Source organism: Streptomyces crystallinus, from assembly GCF_039521265.1.
GTDB lineage: Bacteria > Actinomycetota > Actinomycetes > Streptomycetales > Streptomycetaceae > Streptomyces > Streptomyces crystallinus.
On record NZ_BAAACA010000053.1, the window covers coordinates 47,267 to 65,272 of the forward strand.

The window sequence follows — 18,006 nt, forward strand, 5'->3', positions numbered from 1 at the left end:
GCGCGGGGCCCCGCTCTCAGGAGCCGCCGGCCGCGGAGCCCGACGCCTCGGCGCCCGCCGCCGCGGGGACCCGCAGATGGAGCTCGGAGCGCTGCTCGGGGAGCCCCGGCGCGAGCTCGGTGGGCTGCGCCCCGCACTCCATCACCCGGGGCAGCCGCAGCGCGGCCAGCGCGCCCAGGACCAGCAGCCCGGCGCTGACCAGCAGCGTCACATGCAGCCCATGGACGAAGGAGTGCTCGGCGGCGCTGCGCAGGGCGGCGCCTGCGGGGCCGCCGAGGCGGTCCGCGAGGTCATAGGCCTCGCCCAGCGAGTTGGCCGCGCCCGCCGACGCCTCGCGCGGGACACCGGGGACCGAGTCGAGGCCCGGGGCGTAGGCCGCGTTCATCACGCTGCCGAGCAGGGCGATGCCCATGCCGGCGCCGAGCTGGTAGGAGGTCTCGCCGATCGCGGCGGCGCCGCCCGCGCAGTCGGCGGGCGCCTCGCTCAGCATCGACTCGTACGCCCCGAAGAGCGTCGTCTGAAGGCCGAAGCCCAGGACTATGAAGGCGCTGGTGAGCAGCAGCGGCCGGTCGTGCCCGCCCATCAGGACGAGCAGCAGCACGGCGGCGGCGGTCAGCGCGAAGCCGCACACCACCATCGTGCGCGGGCCGAACCTGCGCAGGGTGTACGAGCCGGTGGCCCCGGCGGCCATCGCGGCGAAGGTGAGCGGGAGCAGCCGCAGCCCGGTCTCCAGCGGGCTGAGCCCTAGCACCAGCTGAAGGTACTGGACGGCTATGAGCTCCAGGCCGACCAGCGCCAGCATGGCGAGGACGATGCACCCCACCGAGGTGGAGAAGGTGGGCCGGGCGAACATCCGCATGTCGACCAGCGGGTGCGCGCGCCGCTTCTGGCGCCGTACGAACAGGGCGAGCAAGGCGGTGCCCGCACACAGCGGCCCCAGGGTGAGGAGGTCGAGCAGCCCGTGGCCCGCGCCCATCCGCTTGACGCCGAGGACCAGGGTGATCACACCGGCGGCGGCGGTCAGCGCGCCGAGCACGTCCCACGGCCCGTCCGCGCTGCCCCTGGACTCCGGCAGCAGCCTGCGGCCCAGCGGCAGGATCAGCGCCATCAGCGGGATGTTGATCAGGAAGACCGAGCCCCACCAGAAGTGCTGGACCAGGAAGCCGCCGAGCACGGGTCCGGTGGCGGCGCCGATCGCGGCGGTCGCGGTCCACACGCCGATGGCGGTGGCGCGTTCGCGGCGGTCCGGGAAGACCGCGCGGAGGATGGAGAGCGTGGCGGGCATGATCATCGCGCCGCCGACGCCGAGCAGCGCGCGGGCCACGATCAGCAGCTCCGCCGACCCGGCCAGGGCCGCGACGGCGGAGGCCAGACCGAAGATGCCGTAGCCGAGCAGCAGCACCCGGCGGCGCCCGACGCGGTCGCCGAGGGTGCCGAAGAGGATGAGCAGGGCGGCACAGACCAGCGGGTAGGCGTCGACGATCCAGAGCAGCGCGGTGGCGCTGGGGCGCAGGTCCTCGGTGACCGAGGGGACGGCGACGTGCAGCACGGTCGCGTCCAGCGCGACCAGCAGCAGGCTGACACAGAGGACGACGAGGACGACCCAGCGGTTGGCGCCGCCGGCGGTCGCACGCGCGCGTGCGGCGTCCGTCGTCGTTCCTGCCATGTGTGTACCTCCTGTACGGCGGCCCGGTGGGGGTCCCGGGACACGCCGTCCTCGCGGTGACGCGTCGGCCCCGCTCTCGGTGGACCCTGGACCTGCGCGGTCCGGTGCGGGCCCGGCATCGACGAGCGAGTGATTCGTCAGCGTACGCGAGTTCCAGCCATCAGCACGTGGTACACCTCTCACCCCCTTGGGCGCACCCTGTGGCGTGCGCCACAGCGGACGGAGTGGGGAGGTCCGCACCCCGGGGCATTAATGATCTTGGCACGCCGTGTCGGTGAATCCTGGCACCCGGTGCCAGGCAGGATGGCCGAACGATGAATTCCGCCCCGCTTCCCGGAGAATCTGTTCAGCGGAATCAATGCGCGTTCCTGAGTGGCCTGCGAAGAAATAGATTCCAAGGTCATCCACCCATTTCGCGGGCCCGGGAATAAACCGTGACGTGAGACATACTCCACATCACATCGTCATCACAAACCCGCCGGATCGGCCTGGGCCGTCACTCACTCGCTGTAACGTCGATTGAGTGCGTACCGACCGAATCTTCGCCCGTCTGGACCGGGAGCCCGAGCCGCCGAAGATAGCGATCCCGCGGATGAGCCGTCACCGCGTGATCCTCTTCAGCGCGACGATGGCGTTCTACGTCGCCATCGTCGTCGCCGTGCTCGCCTCGTCCTGGCTCGTCGAGCTGGACTGGAAGGTCATGCTGTTCCGGCCCTACGAGCAGTGGCCGCAGATGCACGCCTTCCTCGACTACTTCGTGGTGCTGGGCCAGCGCGGCCCCACCGCGGTGATGGTCGCGGCCTGGCTCGGCTGGAGATCCTGGCGCCAGCACACCCTGCGCCCGCTGCTCGCGCTCGGCGCCTCGCTGCTGCTCCTGAACATCACGGTCGGCGCGGTCAAGCTGGGCCTGGGCCGCCTCGGTCCGCACTACGCGACGCAGATCGGCTCCGCCGAGCTCTTCGCGGGCGGCGATATATTTCCCTCCGGCCACACCGCCAACGCGGTCGTCACCTGGGGCATCCTCGCCTATCTGGCCACCACTCCCAGGGCCCGGCGCTGGCTGTCGGTCATCTCGGCCGTGGTCGCCCTGGGCGTCGGCGCCACCACCGTCTACCTCGGTACGCACTGGGTGAGCGATGTGCTCCTCGGCTGGGCCGCCGGACTGCTGATCCTGCTGGCGCTGCCCTGGTGCGAGCCGGTGATCGCCCGCGCCGAGGCGCTGGTCTTCGCGCTGCGGAACAAGTGGCGCGCCCGTGGAACTGCCGCTGCGGCACCGCCCGTTCCGGCCGGCACACTGCCCGGCGTGTTCGCCCAGCGCTCCGCGAGCGAGGACGAGACGCCCGTACGCGAGCCGGTGGGCGCGGCCAGTGGCGGGCGCGCCGCCGGTGCCCGCGGCCCCGCCCGGCCGCCGGGCACGGGTCCGCGCCCCGACCGCCCGCCGGAGCCCCCGGCGGCGCCCAGGCGCCCGCAGCACTCCGAGCGCTCCCCGCGCCCGGCCCCGGCGCGCCCCGTCGGCGGCTGACACCCTCCGGACAGCCCTCCACACGACCCTCCGGACAGCGGGAACGGTACGCACAACCAACCCCCGCAGGGCGAAGGCCCCGGCACTCCGCTCGGAGCACCGGGGCCTTCGTCGTCCTCACGCGAGCGGCTCAGCCGCGCCAGCAGCGGATCACCGTGCCGTCCGCCACCTCGAAGTTCAGCCGCCCCTCCAGGTACTCCATGGTGATGATCGAGCCGGGGGCGAGCGATCTGACGGTGGTCCAGCCGCGCGCGCGGGCCAGCCGCTCGGCGGCCTCACCGGCGAGGCCCACATAGGCCTCCGGGGTGTCGTCGGGCTGGGCTGCGGGGGTCGGTATCGGTGCCATACCCGCCACCGTAGGCGCCCCGGGGCGGGGGCGGAAGCCGGGGCGGCGCGGGGCCGGGAGCCCGGGCCGCTGCCCTACCGCTGTCCGCACCACGTCCCCCGCCGGTCACACTTGTGTCACAGGATCATGGGCGGGGTTTGCCTCGAACTTGGTCACTCGTACGGGGAGTTCCGGTCACGCCGCCCGGAAATCGCACAGACCCCGACGGGCCGTTCGGACGCATTACGGAATTCCCTCCCGAGCACTCCCGAAACATCCGCCCGAATTTCCCTCCGACCCCTCCGCGTGGGAAATTGACGGGCCATGGGGAATTCACGGCATCCTTACACGATCCGCACCGACGCCGGTTCCGCTTCGCCGTCGGCTGCGTCCGGCGCGTTGGCTCGTATGCGCCTATCCCGGTCGGTACGCGCCCTGTCGGACCGGGCACCCGCACGAGCATCATGGCTACCGGCCTGATGCCTGACACCTGAGTGGGGGCGGCGATGGGTACCGAGACGGCGGCGACCGCGCAGGCGGAACCGGAGGAGGCCCGGCAGTCGGGCCGGGTGGTCGTGGACTGGCTGACCACCACCGACCACAAGAAGATCGGCCACCTCTACCTGATCACGTCGTTCGTCTTCTTCCTGATCGCCGGGCTGATGGCCATGTTCATGCGGGCCGAGCTGGCCCGGCCGGGCCTGCAGATCATGTCGAACAACGAGTTCAACCAGATGTTCACCATGCACGGCACGATCATGCTGCTGCTCTTCGCCACCCCCACCTTCGCGGGCTTCGCCAACGAGATCATGCCGCTCCAGATCGGCGCCCCCGACGTGGCGTTCCCCCGGCTCAACATGCTGGCGTACTGGCTGTTCCTGTTCGGCGGGCTGATCGTGCTGGGCTCGCTGCTGGTGCCCGGCGGCCCCGCCGCCTTCGGCTGGTTCGCCTACGCGCCGCTCAACTCGGCGACCCGCTCCCCCGGCGTCGGCGCCGACCTGTGGATCATGGGGCTCGCGCTCTCCGGGTTCGGGACGATCCTGGGCGCGGTGAACTTCCTGACCACCATCATCGGGATGCGCGCCCCCGGGATGACCATGTTCCGGATGCCCATCTTCACCTGGAACGTGCTGTTCACCTCGATCCTGGTGCTGCTCGCCTTCCCGGTGCTGGCCGCCGCGCTGCTCGTCCTGGAGGCGGACCGCAGGTTCGGGTCGGTGGTCTTCGAACCGCAGTGGGGAGGCGCGCTGCTGTGGCAGCACCTCTTCTGGTTCTTCGGCCATCCCGAGGTCTACATCATCGCGCTGCCGTTCTTCGGGATCATCACCGAGATCATCCCGGTCTTCGCACGCAAGCCGATCTTCGGCTACACCACGCTGGTCGGCGCCACCATGTGCATCACCGGTCTGTCGATCGTGGTGTGGGCGCACCACATGTTCGCCACCGGCGCGGTGCTGCTGCCGTTCTTCTCCTTCATGTCGTTCCTGATCGCGGTGCCGACCGGGGTGAAGTTCTTCAACTGGACCGGCACGATGCTGCGCGGCTCGCTCAGCTTCGAGACACCGATGCTCTGGGCCGTGGGGTTCCTGATCAGCTTCCTGTTCGGCGGGCTCACCGGTGTCATCCTCGCCTCGCCGCCGCTCGACTTCCACGTCACCGACTCGTACTTCGTGGTGGCCCACTTCCACTACGTCGTCTTCGGCACGGTCGTCTTCGCCACCTTCGGCGGCTTCTACTTCTGGTGGCCCAAGTTCACCGGAAAGATGCTCGACGAACGGCTGGGGAAGATCCACTTCTGGACGCTCTTCGTGGGCTTCCACACCACGTTCCTGGTCCAGCACTGGCTGGGCGCCGAGGGCATGCCCCGCCGCTACGCCGACTATCTGGCCGCCGACGGCTTCACCGCCCTCAACACGGTCTCCTCCATCGGCGCCTTCCTGCTCGGCATGTCCACGCTGCCGTTCCTCTACAACGTCTGGAAGACCGCGAAGTACGGGACGAAGGTGGAGGTCGAGGACCCCTGGGGGTTCGGGCGCTCGCTGGAGTGGGCGACCTCCTGCCCGCCGCCGCGCCACAACTTCGTGACCATCCCACGGATCCGCACCGAGTCGCCCGCGTTCGACCTGCACCACCCGGAGTTCGCGCCGTTCCGCGACGACCTCCTGCCGGACCGGCCCAAGGAGCCGGAGAGGGAGAAGGACGCCCAGGGCCTGTAGGCGCGCTGGGGGACGGTGACCGCCCCGCCCGGTCGCGGGACCGGGCGGGGCGGTGGTGCTCGTAGCGCTTGTAATACTCGTGGTGCGGGGCCGTACCGCCTAGAGGGCGAGCCGCTGGCCGGGCACGATCAGGTCCGGGTCGCCGCCGATGACGGCCCTGTTGGCCGCGTAGAGCGCCTCCCAGGTCGTGCCGTGCGCCTCGGCGACGGCGGACAGGGTGTCGCCCGCACGCACGGTGTAGTCGCCGCCGCGCGCGCCGCGGTCGGCCCGCACGGGCGCCCTCGCCGGCAGGGCCTTGGCCTCGGCCCGGCCGGTGGTGGCCTTGCGCGCCTCGCGCTTGGGCTGTGCCTCGTGCGCGGACCTGGGCTCGGCCTTGGGCTTGGTCTTGGTCTTGGTCTTGGTCTTGGTCTTGTGACCCGACGGCTTGGGTGCCGAGGGCGGGTCCCCGTACGCCCCCGCCCTGGCGGCGCAGACGGGCCACGCGCCCCAGCCCTGAGCGTGCTGGAGCCGGGTGGCGACGGCTATCTGCTGCGTCCGGCTGGCCCGGTCGGCCGTGGACGCGTACGCCCCGCCGCCGTACGCCCGCCAGGAGCCGGCGGAGAACTGGAGTCCGCCGTAGTAGCCGTTGCCGGTGTTGATGTGCCAGTTTCCGCCGCTCTCGCACCGCGCGATGCGGTCCCACACCGCACCGTCCGCCGCGCTCGCCGGGCCGACGGAGACGGCGAGCAGCGCCAGCGGCGCCGCCACCACGGCGGCGCCGATCGCCGCCATCGTGCCGCGCCCGCGCTTCGAGCCGGAACGACTGGTACCAACAGACATGAAGTCCCTCTTCCGAAGGACCCGGGACTCCCAGGCGGTACGGCCCCGCGACGCGTCCGGCGTCCCGTTCCGTGCCGCCCCGCCCGCCGGGGTCGTCCTGTGCCTGTGGTGCGGTCGTACGAGTCGTAGCTTCGTGCGGCCGTACGGGGCGGGCTGCCCGGGCGGTGCTCGGTGCACACGGCGTGGAATGTAGGGACGGGCTCGCTCTGGTATCAACCAATGCCTTGTCATTCCAGGCCAGTTGACTGTTACCTGGAGTAACAGCTATTTCCGGACACCCACTTGATTGAGCGATTTCAGGATTTGTCGACCCGGGCCCCGTACGATCTGTGACTCAGTTCACCGGCCCAACTTCCGTGCAGCCGCCATGGGTTGACATGGAGTAAGGGATTCCGGGGGCGCTCTCACCCTCCGCGCCCGGTGGTTCGATTCCGTTCGCCCTGGGGCGTGACCCCTGCCACAGATCCGCCGTTGTCCTTTCAGGAGCCGGGAACCACCCGGCGCACGCATCCAGTAGGAGCCACCCGTGCCGCGCATGCTCGACGTCAGCGAGGACGTCCGCGCCGAGATCGGCGACGAAGAAGCCGACCGGCTGCTCGCCGGCGAGAACGCCCCGGGCAGCTACGACTGCACCTCCTGCCGTACCCCTGGCGACTCCGAGCACGAGGCCACCAGCACCGTGCTCTTCGTGGGCGAGGAGACCGCGGTCCTCGCCTTCGCCCACGCCTCCTGCATCCCCTCCCAGGTCGTCCAGGTCTCCGAGGAGCAGTTGCAGGGGGCCGTGCGCTCCATCACCGGCGACGAGTTCGGCGGCGCCGCGCCCGAGCAGGCCGTGCTCGGCATCACCAGCGGGCTGATCCTGATCGAGGGCGCGCTGCACCCCGCGCTGGTCGTGGAGCCCACCGCCCCGATCGCCCGCCCCGGCTCGGGCGGCACCACGGACGAGTTCCTGCCGCTCCTGATCGAGCAGGGCTTCGTCCCGGTCACCGACGTCGGCCGGATGCCCTCGGTGCTCTCCGGCTGGTCGGTGCTGCTCGCCATGGGCCAGCTGCACGCGATCCTCCAGCCCGGCACCGGAGGCGGCGGCAGCCCGGTCTCCTGGTGGCAGGCCCACCAGCCGCTCCAGGTGACCGAGGGCTGGCGCGCCGCCGCCAACCGCACCCAGCGCGTCCTGGTCTTCGCGGCCCCGGTCGGCTCCATCGGCCAGCAGCCCCGCGAGGACCTGCTGCGCGACGCCCTGGAGAAGGCGGCCTCGGACGGCACCCTGGTGTCGGCCGCGATGCCGCTGGCGGGCACGTGAGCTGACGGCCCCGCCGCCTCAGCCCCGAAAGCCCCCGCCGCCTCAGCCCCACGATCCGGGGCCCGGACCGCGCACCGGCCCGGGCCCCGGACCCGTTGAGCCGTCCCCGCAACCCCGGCCCCGGCCCCGGCCGCCGCGTGAGCGCCCCGCGTGCGCCCGGATCACCCCGTGCATCCGGTGATGCGTGATATCTGCCGTCAGCCCGCATCCGACGGCCGCCGGGGTCGTTGGCACATACGTGCACACATACGAGCCCTCCCGCCAGCCGTACCAGTCGCAGATCCCCTCCATGCGCCCCGCGCAGGACCTGCTGGGAAGCCACTCGGCCACCCCGATCTACGACGCGCTGTACTCGGAGTACCGCCGGTCCTTCCGGGCCCTGCCGGGCGACCGCAGCGGCGAGGACGACCTCGGCTTCCGGGGCTTCGCGGCCGTCGGCCACTCGGGGTCCCTGGGCTTCAGGGGTGCCCACCAGCACCACCAGCCCACGCACTCCTCGGTGCCGCAGACCGTCCCGAGCTTCCAGCCGTACCCCGCGCACAGCGGCGCGCCCTGGCAGCTGAGCGGCGCGGCCAACAGCGGCACCGGGCCCACGACAGGGCGGCAGCACACCGGGCTCCACCAGCTCCCGGCAGCACTGCCGCCCGGCCCCCGACGGGGGCTGTGACACCCGTGCCGGGGGCTGGGAGCCGGTCTTCGAAGACCGGCTCCAAGAGGCGGTAGCCCCCGGGGCAGCCCCCGCAGCGGGGGTTACTTCTTCCTGTTGGCGCCGCGCTTCTCGCGCACCCGCACCGAGAGGTGGATCGGGGTGCCCTCGAAGCCGAACTCCTCGCGCAGCCGGCGCTCGACGAAGCGGCGGTAGCCGTGCTCCAGGAAGCCGGAGGCGAAGAGGACGAAGCGCGGCGGCTTGGTGCCGGCCTGGGTGCCGAAGAGGATGCGCGGCTGCTTGCCGCCCCGGATCGGGTGCGGGTGGGCGGCGACGATCTCACCGAGGAAGGCGTTGAGCCGGCCGGTGGGGACGCGCGTCTCCCAGCCCGCCAGCGCGGTCTCGATCGCCGGGACCAGCTTCTCCATGTGGCGGCCGGTCAGCGCGGAGACGTTGACGCGCGGTGCCCAGGACACCTGCTGCATCTCGGTCTCGATCTCGCGCTCCAGGTAGTAGCGGCGCTCCTCGTCGAGGTCGTCCCACTTGTTGTACGCGATGACGACGGCACGGCCCGACTCGACGGCCATGGTGATGATGCGCTGGTCCTGGACGCTGATGTTCTCGGTCGCGTCGATCAGGATCACCGCCACCTCGGCCTTCTCCACGGCGGCGGCCGTGCGCAGCGAGGCGTAGTAGTCCGCGCCCTGCTGGAGGTGGACCCGCTTGCGGATGCCCGCGGTGTCGATGAACTTCCAGGTCACCCCGCCGAGCTCGATGAGCTCGTCCACCGGGTCGCGGGTGGTGCCGGCCAGCTCGTTGACGACGACGCGGTCCTCCTTGGCCACCTTGTTCAGGAGCGAGGACTTGCCGACGTTCGGGCGGCCGATGAGCGCGATCCGGCGGGGGCCGCCGACGGCCGTGCCGCCGAAGGTCTGCGCGGGCGCCTCGGGCAGCGCCTCCAGGACGGCGTCCAGCATGTCGCCGGTGCCGCGGCCGTGCAGCGAGGAGACCGGGTGCGGCATGCCGAGGCCGAGGGACCACAGCGCGGCGGCGTCCGCCTCGCCCGACTGGCCGTCCACCTTGTTGGCGCACAGCACGACCGGCTTGCCGGCCCGGCGCAGCAGCTTGACGACGGCCTCGTCGGTGTCGGTGGCGCCGACCTTGGCGTCCACCACGAAGACACAGGCGTCGGCGGCCTCGATCGCGTACTCCGCCTGGGCGGCGACGGACGCGTCGATGCCGAGCACGTCCTGCTCCCAGCCGCCGGTGTCGACGACCTTGAAGCGGCGGCCGGCCCACTCCGCCTCGTAGGTGACGCGGTCGCGGGTGACGCCCGGCTTGTCCTCGACGACCGCCTCACGGCGGCCGATGATGCGGTTCACCAGGGTCGACTTGCCGACGTTCGGGCGGCCGACGACGGCGAGGACGGGCAGCGGGCCGTGGCCCGCCTCCTCGATCGCGCCCTCGACGTCCTCGATGTCGAAGCCCTCTTCCGCGGCGAGCTCCATGAACTCCGCGTACTCGGCGTCGCCAAGCGCTCCGTGGTCGTGCTGGTCGTTCATGAAGTCCGTTCCTCGTTCTGCGTCATCGATGGACCGGGCGTCCGGTCCACTACTCAAGTCCCAAGTCTCGCTCAGCGCCCGGTGAGGCGCCTGGCGTTCTCCAGGTGGCGGGTGAGCCGCTCCTGGATGCGTACGGTCGCCTCGTCCAGCGCCGTACGGGTCCGCCGGCCACTGCCGTCGCCCGCGTCGAAGGCGTCGCCGAAGACGACGTCCACCCGGCTGCGCAGCGGCGGCAGCGCCTTTATCAACCGTCCGCGGCGCTCGGTGCTTCCCAGCACCGCCACCGGGACGATCGGCGCCCCCGACCGCAGGGCGAAGTAGGCGAGCCCGGCGCGCAGCGAGGCGAAGTCGCCCTCGCCCCGGGTGCCCTCGGGGAAGATCCCCAGCACCCCGCCGCCGTCGAGCACCCCGATCGCCTGGTCGATCGCGGTCCGGTCGACGGTCGACCGGTCCACCTTCACCTGGCCGATCCCGCGCAGGAACGGGTCGAGCGGCCCGACGAAGGCCTCCTTCTTGATGAGGAAGTGCACCGGTCTCGGCGCGGTCCCCATCAGCATCGGCCCGTCGATGTTGTGCGCGTGGTTGACGGCGAGGATGACCGGGCCGCCGGCCGGCACCCGCCAGGCGCCGAGCACCCGGGGCTTCCACAGCCCGTACATCAGCCCCACGCCGATCCGGCGCCCCACTTCGGCGCCGCGCTCCGTGACAGGCAGGTGCCTCACTCGGCGGCCCGCTTCTCCTCGATGAGCGTGACCACGCACTCGATGACCTGGTCGAGGGTGAGCTCGGTGGTGTCCACCTCGACCGCGTCGGCGGCCTTGGCCAGCGGGGACGTCTTGCGGCCGGAGTCGGCCGCGTCCCGCTTGAGCAGCGCCTCGCGGGTGCTGGCGACGTCCACGCCCTTCAGCTCACCGCTGCGGCGGGCGGCGCGCGCCTCCGGGGAGGCGGTGAGGAACACCTTCAGGTCGGCGTCCGGCAGCACGGTGGTGCCGATGTCACGGCCCTCGACCACGATCCCGGCGGGGGCGGCGGCGGCCGTGTCCCGCTGGAGCTGGGTGACGAGCGCGCGCACCTCGGGGACCGCGCTGACCGCGCTGACCTTGGCGGTGACCTCCTGCGTACGGATCGGGCCGGAGGCGTCGAGGCCGTCCACGGTGATGGTCGGCGCGTTCGGGTCGGTGCCCGAGACGATCACCGGCTTGGCGGCCGCGGTCGCTATCGCCGCCGGGTCCTCGGTGTCGATCTCGTTGGTGATCATCCACCAGGTGATCGCCCGGTACTGGGCGCCGGTGTCCAGATAGCTCAGCCCCAGCTTGGCGGCGACCGCCCTGGAGGTGCTGGACTTGCCGGTGCCGGAAGGGCCGTCGATGGCGACGATCACAGCTGCCGGGGCGGTCCGGGCGGCGCTTTCCACGGTGACGGACACCTTCCTGGTACGGGGACGGGGTGGGCGGGCAGGCATCCGCCCCCGTACAAGGTTACTGGCTCATACGTGCGCCCAGGTCCCCGCCCGCCCGGCGCCCCGGGCCCGGGGTCACTGCCGGATCGCCCAGCCCCGCTCCCGCAGCGACGCCGTCAGGCCCGGGGCCGCGGCCGGCTCGACCATCAGCTGGACCAGGCCGGCCTGCTGGCCGGTGGCGTGCTCGATGCGCACGTCCTCGATGTTGACCCCGGCGCGGCCCGCGTCCGCGAAGATCCGGGCCAGCTCGCCGGGCGAGTCACTGATGAGCACCGCGACGACCTCGTACGCGGCGGGGGCGGCGCCGTGCTTGCCGGGGACGCGCTCGCGGCCCGCGTTGCCGCGCCGCAGCACGTCCTCGACGCCCGCCGCGCCGCCGCGCCGCTTCTGCTCGTCGGAGGACTCCAGGGAGCGCAGCGCCCGTACGGTCTCGTCCAGGTCGGCGGCGATACCGGCCAGCACGTCCGCGACCGGGCCCGGGTTGGCGGAGAGGATCTCCACCCACATCCGGGGGTCGGAGGCGGCGATCCGGGTGACGTCGCGGATGCCCTGCCCGCACAGCCGTACCGCCGTCTCGTCGGCCTCCCGCAGCCGGGCGGCGACCATGGACGACACCAGCTGGGGGGTGTGCGAGACGAGGGCGACCGCGCGGTCGTGGGCGTCCGCGTCCATCACCACGGGCACGGCGCGGCAGAGCGCGACCAGCTCCAGGGCGAGGTTGAGGGCCTCGGTGTCGGTGTCCCGGGTCGGGGTGAGCACCCAGGGCCGGCCCTCGAAGAGGTCGGCGGTGGCGGCGAGCGGGCCGGAGCGCTCCTTGCCGGACATCGGGTGGGTGCCGATGTAGGCGGTGAGGTCGCAGCCCAGCGCCTCCAGCTCGCGGCGGGGGCCGCCCTTGACGCTGGCGACGTCGAGGTACGCCCGGCCCGCGCCCGAGCGGATCGACTCCGCCAGGGTGGCGGCGACGTGGGCGGGCGGCACGGCCACGATCACCAGGTCCACCCGGCCCTCGGGCGCCTCGTCGGTCCCGGCGCCGAGCGCGGCCGCGGTGCGGGCCTGGGCCGGGTCGTGGTCGGCGAGGTGGACGGCGACGCCGCGTGCGGCGAGGGCCAGCGCGGCGGACGTACCGATCAGGCCGGTACCGATGACGAGTGCGGTCCTCACGGGGTGATCCTTGCGAAGTGCGGCGGCTGCGCCGGGGCGGACGTCGGGCGGTGCTCGTTCAGCCTAGTCAGCCGGGGGCGAGGTGGCCGCCCCGGGACGGCGGGAGTGCGGTAGAACGGGACCATGATCTTCCACGTCGTGCCCGAGCCGGAGTGGACGGCGTCCGAACCCGGCCCGTACGCCCCGGCCTCGCTCGCCTCCGAGGGCTTCGTCCACTGCTCGGCCGACCCCGCCGCCGCGCTGAGGGTGGCGAACGCCCTCTACCGGGACGCGCCGGGCCCGCTCCTGCTGCTGGGGATCGACGAGTCGCGGCTGGCCGCCGAGGTCCGCTGGGAGGGCCGGGAGCAGGCGTTCCCGCACGTCTACGGGCCGGTCGGGCGGCAGGCCGTGGCGGAGGCGGTCCGGCTGCGCCGGGACGGCGGGGACTGGGTTGCGCCATAGGGCGTACGGCACGCGCGCGTCACGGACTTCGCCGCGGGGTTGCACCAAGATGCTGCCCATGACGACGCCAACCTCCCGCCGCGCGGTGCTCGCGGCGGCCGCCGGCACGGCCGCGCTGACCGGCTGCGGCAGCAGCGACGACAAGAAGAGCGGCGGTACGAGCGCCACGCCCACCCACCCCGCGACCTCTCCCCCGGTCGCGTTCGCCCCGGACACCCCGCAGGCGTCCTCCGGCTCCCCCCGGGGCGACGTACTGGCGAAGACGTCGGAGATCCCGCTCGGCGGCGGCAAGGTCTTCGCGGCGAAGAAGGTCGTGGTCACCCAGCCGGCGGCGGGCACCTTCAAGGCGTTCTCGGCGATCTGCACCCACCAGGGCTGCACGGTGAAGGACGTGGCCAACGGGACGATCAACTGCCCCTGCCACGGCAGCAAGTACCAGGTGGCCGACGCCAAGGTGGTGGCGGGCCCGGCGCCGCGGCCGCTCCCGGCCGAGCGGATCACGGTCGAAAACGGTTCGATCCGCCTGGCCTGACCGGCCACAATCGGCGGATGACGCCCGAGCAGCTCGTCCACGGCCACACCGTCTACTCCTGTGTGATGGGCTCGCGCGCCTTCGGCCTTGCCACGTCGACGAGCGACACGGACCGCAGGGGCGTCTACGTGGCCCCCACGCCCCTGTTCTGGCGCTTCGACAAGCCCCCGGCGCATGTCGAGGGCCCGGCGCAGGAGCAGTTCAGCTGGGAGCTGGAACGCTTCTGCGAACTGGCCCTGCGCGCCAACCCCAACATCCTGGAGTGTCTGCACTCCCCGCTGGTCGAGCAGCTGGACGACACCGGCCGCGAGCTCCTCTCCCTGCGCGAGGCCTTCCTCTCCCGCCGCGCCCACACCGCCTTCACCGCCTACGCGATGAGCCAGCGCAAGAAGCTGGAGGCGGACGTACGACAGCACGGCGCCCCGCGCTGGAAGCACGCGATGCACCTGCTGCGCCTGATGACGAGCTGCCGCGACCTGCTGCGCACCGGCGTCCTGACGATCGACGTCGGCCCCGGCCGCGACCGCCTCCTCGCGGTCAGACGCGGCGAGGTCCCCTGGCCGCAGGTCGAGTCCTGGATGGCCCGCCTGCACGAGGAGTCCACCCGCGAGACCACCCGCACCCCGCTCCCCCCGGACCCGGACGAGGCCCGGGTGGCGGACTTCCTGTTCCGGGTGCGGCGCGACTCGGCGCTCCGGGCGCACGCCTAGCCCCGGCCACGGGCCGGCTCAGGCGTCCCAGAGCGCCCCCAGCGTCAGCAGCTCGCTTCGGTACTCGATGCGCTCCGCCCACTCCTTCGGCCAAGCCGCGGCCCCCAGGTGGGCGCCCGCGAAGGCGCCCGTCAGACAGGCGATGGAGTCCGAGTCGCCCTTGGTGCAGGCCGCCCGGCGCAGCGCCGTCAGAGGGTCGGCCGGGAACAGCAGGAAGCAGACCAGGGCCGTGGCCAGGGCCTCCTCGGCCACCCAGCCGTCACCGGTCTCCAGACACGGGTCCGTCTCCGGCGACGGGTTGCGCAGGGCCTTGAGGACGCGGTCCAGGGCGTCCAGGCACTCGTCCCAGCCGCGCGCGATGAAGGCGGCGGGCGACTCGTCGTGGGCGTAGGTCCACAGGTCGCCCAGCCAGCGGTCGTGGTAGCGGGTGCGGTTCTCGTACGCGTACGAGCGCAGCTGGCCCACCAGGCCCACCGGGTCCGCGCCCTGGGCCAGCAGGTGGACCGCGCGGGCCGTCAGGTCGCTGGCCGCCAGCGCCGTGGGATGGCCGTGGGTGAGGGCCGACTGGAGCTGGGCGGCGCCCGCCCGCTGCTCCTCGCTCAGCCCGGGCGCCAGGCCCACCGGCGCCACCCGCATGTTCGCGCCGCAGCCCTTGGAGCCGAGCCGGCTCGCCTGCTGCCAGGGCAGTTCGGTGTCGAGCAGCCCGCAGGCGACCATGCAGGTGCGGCCGGGCGCCCGGTTGTTCTCCGCGGAGTGGTACCAGCGCACGAAGCCCTCGCGCACCGGCCCCTCCAGGCGGCGCGGCCCGAGCAGACCCCGGTCCATGGCGGCCCGTATGCCCTGGCCGACCGCCAGCGTCAGCTGGGTGTCGTCGGTGACGAACGCGGGCGAGGGCAGCCGCATCTCGCGCCAGGGTCCGCACTTGGCGAGGATCGCGGGCACCCCGATGAACTCGGTGGGGAAGCCGAGTGCGTCGCCGAGCGCGAGTCCGAGCAGCGAGCCGGTCGCCGCCTGCTTGGCCCGGCTGTTGAGTCGCGTGGTCATGAGGGTCGTCCTTCCGGCCGCAGGAGCGGGGGGTGCAGCGCGGTCGCCGCGCCCGCCCGGTACAGCGCGGCCGGTTTGCCCCGGCCGCCGGTCAGACGCGCGGCGCCCGCCACCTGCTCGACGAAGCCGGGCGTGGCGAGCACCTTGCGTCGGAAGTTGGGGCGGTCCAGGGCGGTCCCCCAGACCGTCTCGTAGACCTGCTGGAGCTCGCCGAGCGTGAACTCGGGCGGGCAGAAGGCGGTGGCCAGGCAGGTGTACTCGAACTTGGCGCCGATCCGGTCGCGCGCGTCGGCCACGATCCGCTCGTGGTCGAAGGCGAGGCCTGCGTACGCGCCGAACGGCACCCACTGCGCGTGCGCCGCGTCACCGCCGCCGTGCGGCTCCGGCAAGTCCGGCACCAGCGCGGTGTACGCCACGGAGACCACCCGCATCCGGGGGTCGCGGTCGGGGTCGCTGTAGGTGCGCAGCTGCTCCAGATGCAGCCCCGCGACCACCTCGTCCGGGAGCCCGGTCTCCTCGGCCAGTTCGCGCCGCGCCGCCTGCCCGGCGCTCTCGCGGGGCAGCACGAACCCGCCCGGCAGCGCCCACTCGCCCTTGTACGGCTCCTCGCCGCGCCGGATCAGCAGGATGTGCAGGGCGCCGTCGCGGACCGTGCAGACCGCGAGGTCGACGGTGACCGCGAACGGCTCGAAGGCGTGCGGGTCGTAGCCCTCCGGCACCCGGGCCGGGCCCGCCGCGCTCACCACCGCCCCCCGGGCGGCTCGTCCAGGCCCCAGCTCTCGCCCAGGAAGGTGTCGACCGCGTCGACGGCCGCGCCCAGCATCCCGGCCGGGCCCGCGCCGCGCAGCACGACCTTGCGGCCGTGGTCGGGCAGTCCGCCCTCCTGCGGGCCGGCGAGCAGCCACAGGTGCCGTGCGGCGCGGGCGGTCCCCGCCGCGCAGAACAGCACCGGCGCCCCCGTGCGCGCCGCGTGCTCCTCGCGCGCCCGCTCGCACCGGGGCACCCACCGGGTGCCCGCCCAGACCCCGCCGCGCCGCTGGTAGCGCTCGGCCAGCGCACGGGCCGGCGTGGTGGCGGCCGGGTCGGCGCCGAGCACCGCGACCCGCCGGGTCAGCCAGCCCCGTACCGGCTGCTCCAGGAAGTCCCAGCACCCCACCGGGTCCTTGCGCACGGCGGCGGCGGAGACCGGGAAGAGCGCCCGCTCGGCGTCGACGCACACATGCTCGGCGCCGAAGGCCCGGGCGAGCGGGTCCCCGTGCCGCTCGGACGTGAAGACCGCGTCGACGCGGCCGCCGGTGCGCACGGAGCGGACCGAGCGGACGACACGGGCGCGCGGATGGACCTCGGCCATCCAGCGCGCCCGCGTCCGGGCCGCCACGAGTTCCCCGGCCGCCGTGCACACCAACACGGTCAGCGCCTCGCAGCGGTCCTCGGCGGTCCGTACGAGGTGGTGGTGGCCGGCGTGCGGCGGACAGAACGTGCCGACCACGAGACCGTGTCCGTACCGCCGCACCGCCGTCGCCCCCTCCCCCCGTCGTACCGCACGCTTTTTAATAGTCACCATGACTATAAAGGCGGGCCGGGGGCGCGCACAACAGGCGCGCGGGGGGCATCCGCGGGGGCGCACACAGCGGCGAGCCCGGCCCCCGTCGGTCAGGGGCCGGGCTCGGTACCGGGGTGGGCGGGCGGCTACAGGCCGACCTCGCGCATCAGCATGCCGACCTCGGTGTTGGTGAGGCGGCGCAGCCAGCCGGACTTCTGGTCGCCGAGCGCGATCGGGCCGAAGGAGACCCGGACGAGCTTCTCGACCGGGAAGCCGGCCTCGGCCATCATGCGGCGCACGATGTGCTTGCGGCCCTCGTGGAGCTCGATCTCCACCAGGTAGTTCTTGCCGGTCTGCTGGACGACCCGGAAGGCGTCCGCGCGCGCGTAGCCGTCCTCCAGCTGGATGCCTTCCTTGAGCCGCTTGCCGATCTCGCGCGGCAGCGGGCCGGTGATGGCCGCCAGATAGGTCTTCTTCACGCCGTACTTGGGGTGGGTCAGCCGGTGGGCCAGCTCGCCGTGGTTGGTGAGCAGGATGATGCCCTCGGTCTCGGTGTCGAGCCGGCCGACGTGGAAGAGCCGCGTCTCGCGGTTGGTCACGTAGTCACCGAGGCACTGGCGGCCGTCCGGGTCCTCCATGGTGGAGACGACACCGGCGGGCTTGTTCAGCGCGAAGAACAGGTACGACTGGGTGGCGACGGTCAGGCCGTCCACCTTGATCTCGTCCTTCTCCGGGTCGACGCGCATGCCCTGTTCGAGCACGATCTCGCCGTTGACCTCGACGCGGGCCTGCTCGATCAGCTCCTCGCAGGCGCGGCGCGATCCCATGCCGGCGCGGGCGAGCACCTTCTGCAGCCGCTCGCCCTCCTGCTCGGCGCCCGGGAAGGTCTTGGGGAGCTTGATGTCGGGCTTGTCCGCGTACCGGTCGCGGTTGCGCTGCTCGATCTTGGCGTCGAGCTCGCGCGAGCGGGCCGGGGCCTGGCGCTGGCCGTGCGGGCCGCGGCGCGGCTGGCCGCCGCCCTGGGGCGCCTTGGGGCCGCCCTTGGCGCCGCCGCGCGCGG

18 protein-coding genes are annotated in these 18,006 nt (G+C 73.0%); 7 read left to right on the forward strand and 11 right to left on the reverse strand.

The annotated features are described in order from the left end of the window. Positions 1–16 precede the first annotated feature (16 nt). Positions 17–1,666, reverse strand: coding sequence for an MFS transporter (locus tag ABD236_RS31250; protein ID WP_344079680.1), 1,650 nt, complete (start codon positions 1,664–1,666; stop codon positions 17–19). Positions 1,667–2,189: 523 nt separating this feature from the next. On the opposite strand from ABD236_RS31250, the gene ABD236_RS31255 reads away from it, so the two are divergent. Further along, complete coding sequence (locus ABD236_RS31255) at positions 2,190–3,188, forward strand: phosphatase PAP2 family protein (protein WP_344079683.1); 999 nt, start codon at positions 2,190–2,192, stop codon at positions 3,186–3,188. 130 nt (positions 3,189–3,318) lie between these two features. Here the strand turns inward: ABD236_RS31255 and ABD236_RS31260 are convergent, their stop codons facing one another. Beyond that, positions 3,319–3,534, reverse strand: a complete 216-nt coding sequence (locus ABD236_RS31260) for an I78 family peptidase inhibitor (RefSeq protein ID WP_344079686.1) — start codon at positions 3,532–3,534, stop codon at positions 3,319–3,321. A gap of 485 nt (positions 3,535–4,019) precedes the next feature. Here ABD236_RS31260 and ctaD point away from each other — a divergent pair, with 485 nt between their 5' ends. Then, positions 4,020–5,729 carry an aa3-type cytochrome oxidase subunit I gene (gene ctaD / locus ABD236_RS31265; protein ID WP_344079689.1) on the forward strand — a complete coding sequence of 570 codons (1,710 nt, stop codon included), beginning with the start codon at positions 4,020–4,022 and terminating at the stop codon, positions 5,727–5,729. Positions 5,730–5,828: 99 nt separating this feature from the next. Here the strand turns inward: ctaD and ABD236_RS31270 are convergent, their stop codons facing one another. After that, the gene (locus tag ABD236_RS31270; protein WP_344079692.1) at positions 5,829–6,548 is read right to left on the reverse strand and encodes a transglycosylase family protein; all 720 of its coding nucleotides are present in this window, start codon (positions 6,546–6,548) and stop codon (positions 5,829–5,831) included. Positions 6,549–7,074: 526 nt separating this feature from the next. Here ABD236_RS31270 and ABD236_RS31275 point away from each other — a divergent pair. Both ABD236_RS31275 and ABD236_RS31280 read left to right on the forward strand, forming a co-directional pair. Continuing rightward, the gene (locus ABD236_RS31275) at positions 7,075–7,848 is read left to right on the forward strand and encodes a hypothetical protein (protein WP_344079694.1); all 774 of its coding nucleotides are present in this window, start codon (positions 7,075–7,077) and stop codon (positions 7,846–7,848) included. Positions 7,849–8,086: 238 nt separating this feature from the next. Further along, on the forward strand, positions 8,087–8,515 hold the full coding sequence (locus ABD236_RS31280) for a hypothetical protein (RefSeq protein ID WP_344079697.1): 429 nt from the start codon (positions 8,087–8,089) through the stop codon (positions 8,513–8,515). An 83-nt stretch (positions 8,516–8,598) separates the two neighbouring features. Here ABD236_RS31280 and der read toward each other — a convergent pair whose 3' ends face one another. The 4 genes from der to ABD236_RS31300 form a co-directional block, all read right to left on the reverse strand. Beyond that, positions 8,599–10,056, reverse strand: a complete 1,458-nt coding sequence (gene der, locus ABD236_RS31285; RefSeq protein ID WP_344079700.1) for a ribosome biogenesis GTPase Der — start codon at positions 10,054–10,056, stop codon at positions 8,599–8,601. Positions 10,057–10,127: 71 nt separating this feature from the next. After that, entirely contained in the window at positions 10,128–10,715 is a 588-nt protein-coding gene (locus tag ABD236_RS31290; RefSeq protein WP_344079745.1) for a lysophospholipid acyltransferase family protein, read from the reverse strand. Between the two features lie 59 nt (positions 10,716–10,774). After that, the gene (gene cmk, locus ABD236_RS31295) at positions 10,775–11,482 is read right to left on the reverse strand and encodes a (d)CMP kinase (RefSeq protein WP_344079703.1); all 708 of its coding nucleotides are present in this window, start codon (positions 11,480–11,482) and stop codon (positions 10,775–10,777) included. Between the two features lie 108 nt (positions 11,483–11,590). Beyond that, positions 11,591–12,676 carry a prephenate dehydrogenase gene (locus ABD236_RS31300; RefSeq protein ID WP_344079706.1) on the reverse strand — a complete coding sequence of 362 codons (1,086 nt, stop codon included), beginning with the start codon at positions 12,674–12,676 and terminating at the stop codon, positions 11,591–11,593. A gap of 123 nt (positions 12,677–12,799) precedes the next feature. Between ABD236_RS31300 and ABD236_RS31305 the strand changes: the two genes are divergently transcribed. Genes ABD236_RS31305 through ABD236_RS31315 form a run of 3 tightly spaced genes read left to right on the forward strand, consistent with a single transcriptional unit; the run spans position 12,800 to position 14,359 of the window. Further along, positions 12,800–13,117, forward strand: a complete 318-nt coding sequence (locus ABD236_RS31305) for a DUF952 domain-containing protein (protein WP_344079709.1) — start codon at positions 12,800–12,802, stop codon at positions 13,115–13,117. 58 nt (positions 13,118–13,175) lie between these two features. Further along, the gene (locus ABD236_RS31310) at positions 13,176–13,649 is read left to right on the forward strand and encodes a Rieske (2Fe-2S) protein (RefSeq protein ID WP_344079712.1); all 474 of its coding nucleotides are present in this window, start codon (positions 13,176–13,178) and stop codon (positions 13,647–13,649) included. A gap of 17 nt (positions 13,650–13,666) precedes the next feature. Continuing rightward, positions 13,667–14,359: a nucleotidyltransferase domain-containing protein gene (locus ABD236_RS31315; protein ID WP_344079715.1), complete on the forward strand. Its 693-nt coding sequence runs from the start codon at positions 13,667–13,669 to the stop codon at positions 14,357–14,359. An 18-nt stretch (positions 14,360–14,377) separates the two neighbouring features. Here the strand turns inward: ABD236_RS31315 and ABD236_RS31320 are convergent, their stop codons facing one another. The 4 genes from ABD236_RS31320 to ABD236_RS31335 all read right to left on the reverse strand — a co-directional run. Further along, entirely contained in the window at positions 14,378–15,403 is a 1,026-nt protein-coding gene (locus tag ABD236_RS31320; protein WP_344079718.1) for an ADP-ribosylglycohydrolase family protein, read from the reverse strand. Next, positions 15,400–16,146, reverse strand: coding sequence for an NUDIX hydrolase (locus tag ABD236_RS31325; RefSeq protein ID WP_344079722.1), 747 nt, complete (start codon positions 16,144–16,146; stop codon positions 15,400–15,402). The genes ABD236_RS31320 and ABD236_RS31325 overlap by 4 nt, the downstream gene beginning before the upstream one ends. Further along, the gene (locus ABD236_RS31330) at positions 16,143–16,916 is read right to left on the reverse strand and encodes an adenylyltransferase/cytidyltransferase family protein (protein ID WP_344079725.1); all 774 of its coding nucleotides are present in this window, start codon (positions 16,914–16,916) and stop codon (positions 16,143–16,145) included. Before ABD236_RS31330 ends, ABD236_RS31325 begins: the two co-directional genes overlap by 4 nt. A gap of 176 nt (positions 16,917–17,092) precedes the next feature. Then, on the reverse strand, positions 17,093–18,006 hold a 914-nt coding region (locus ABD236_RS31335), incomplete at its 5' end, for a pseudouridine synthase (RefSeq protein ID WP_344079729.1).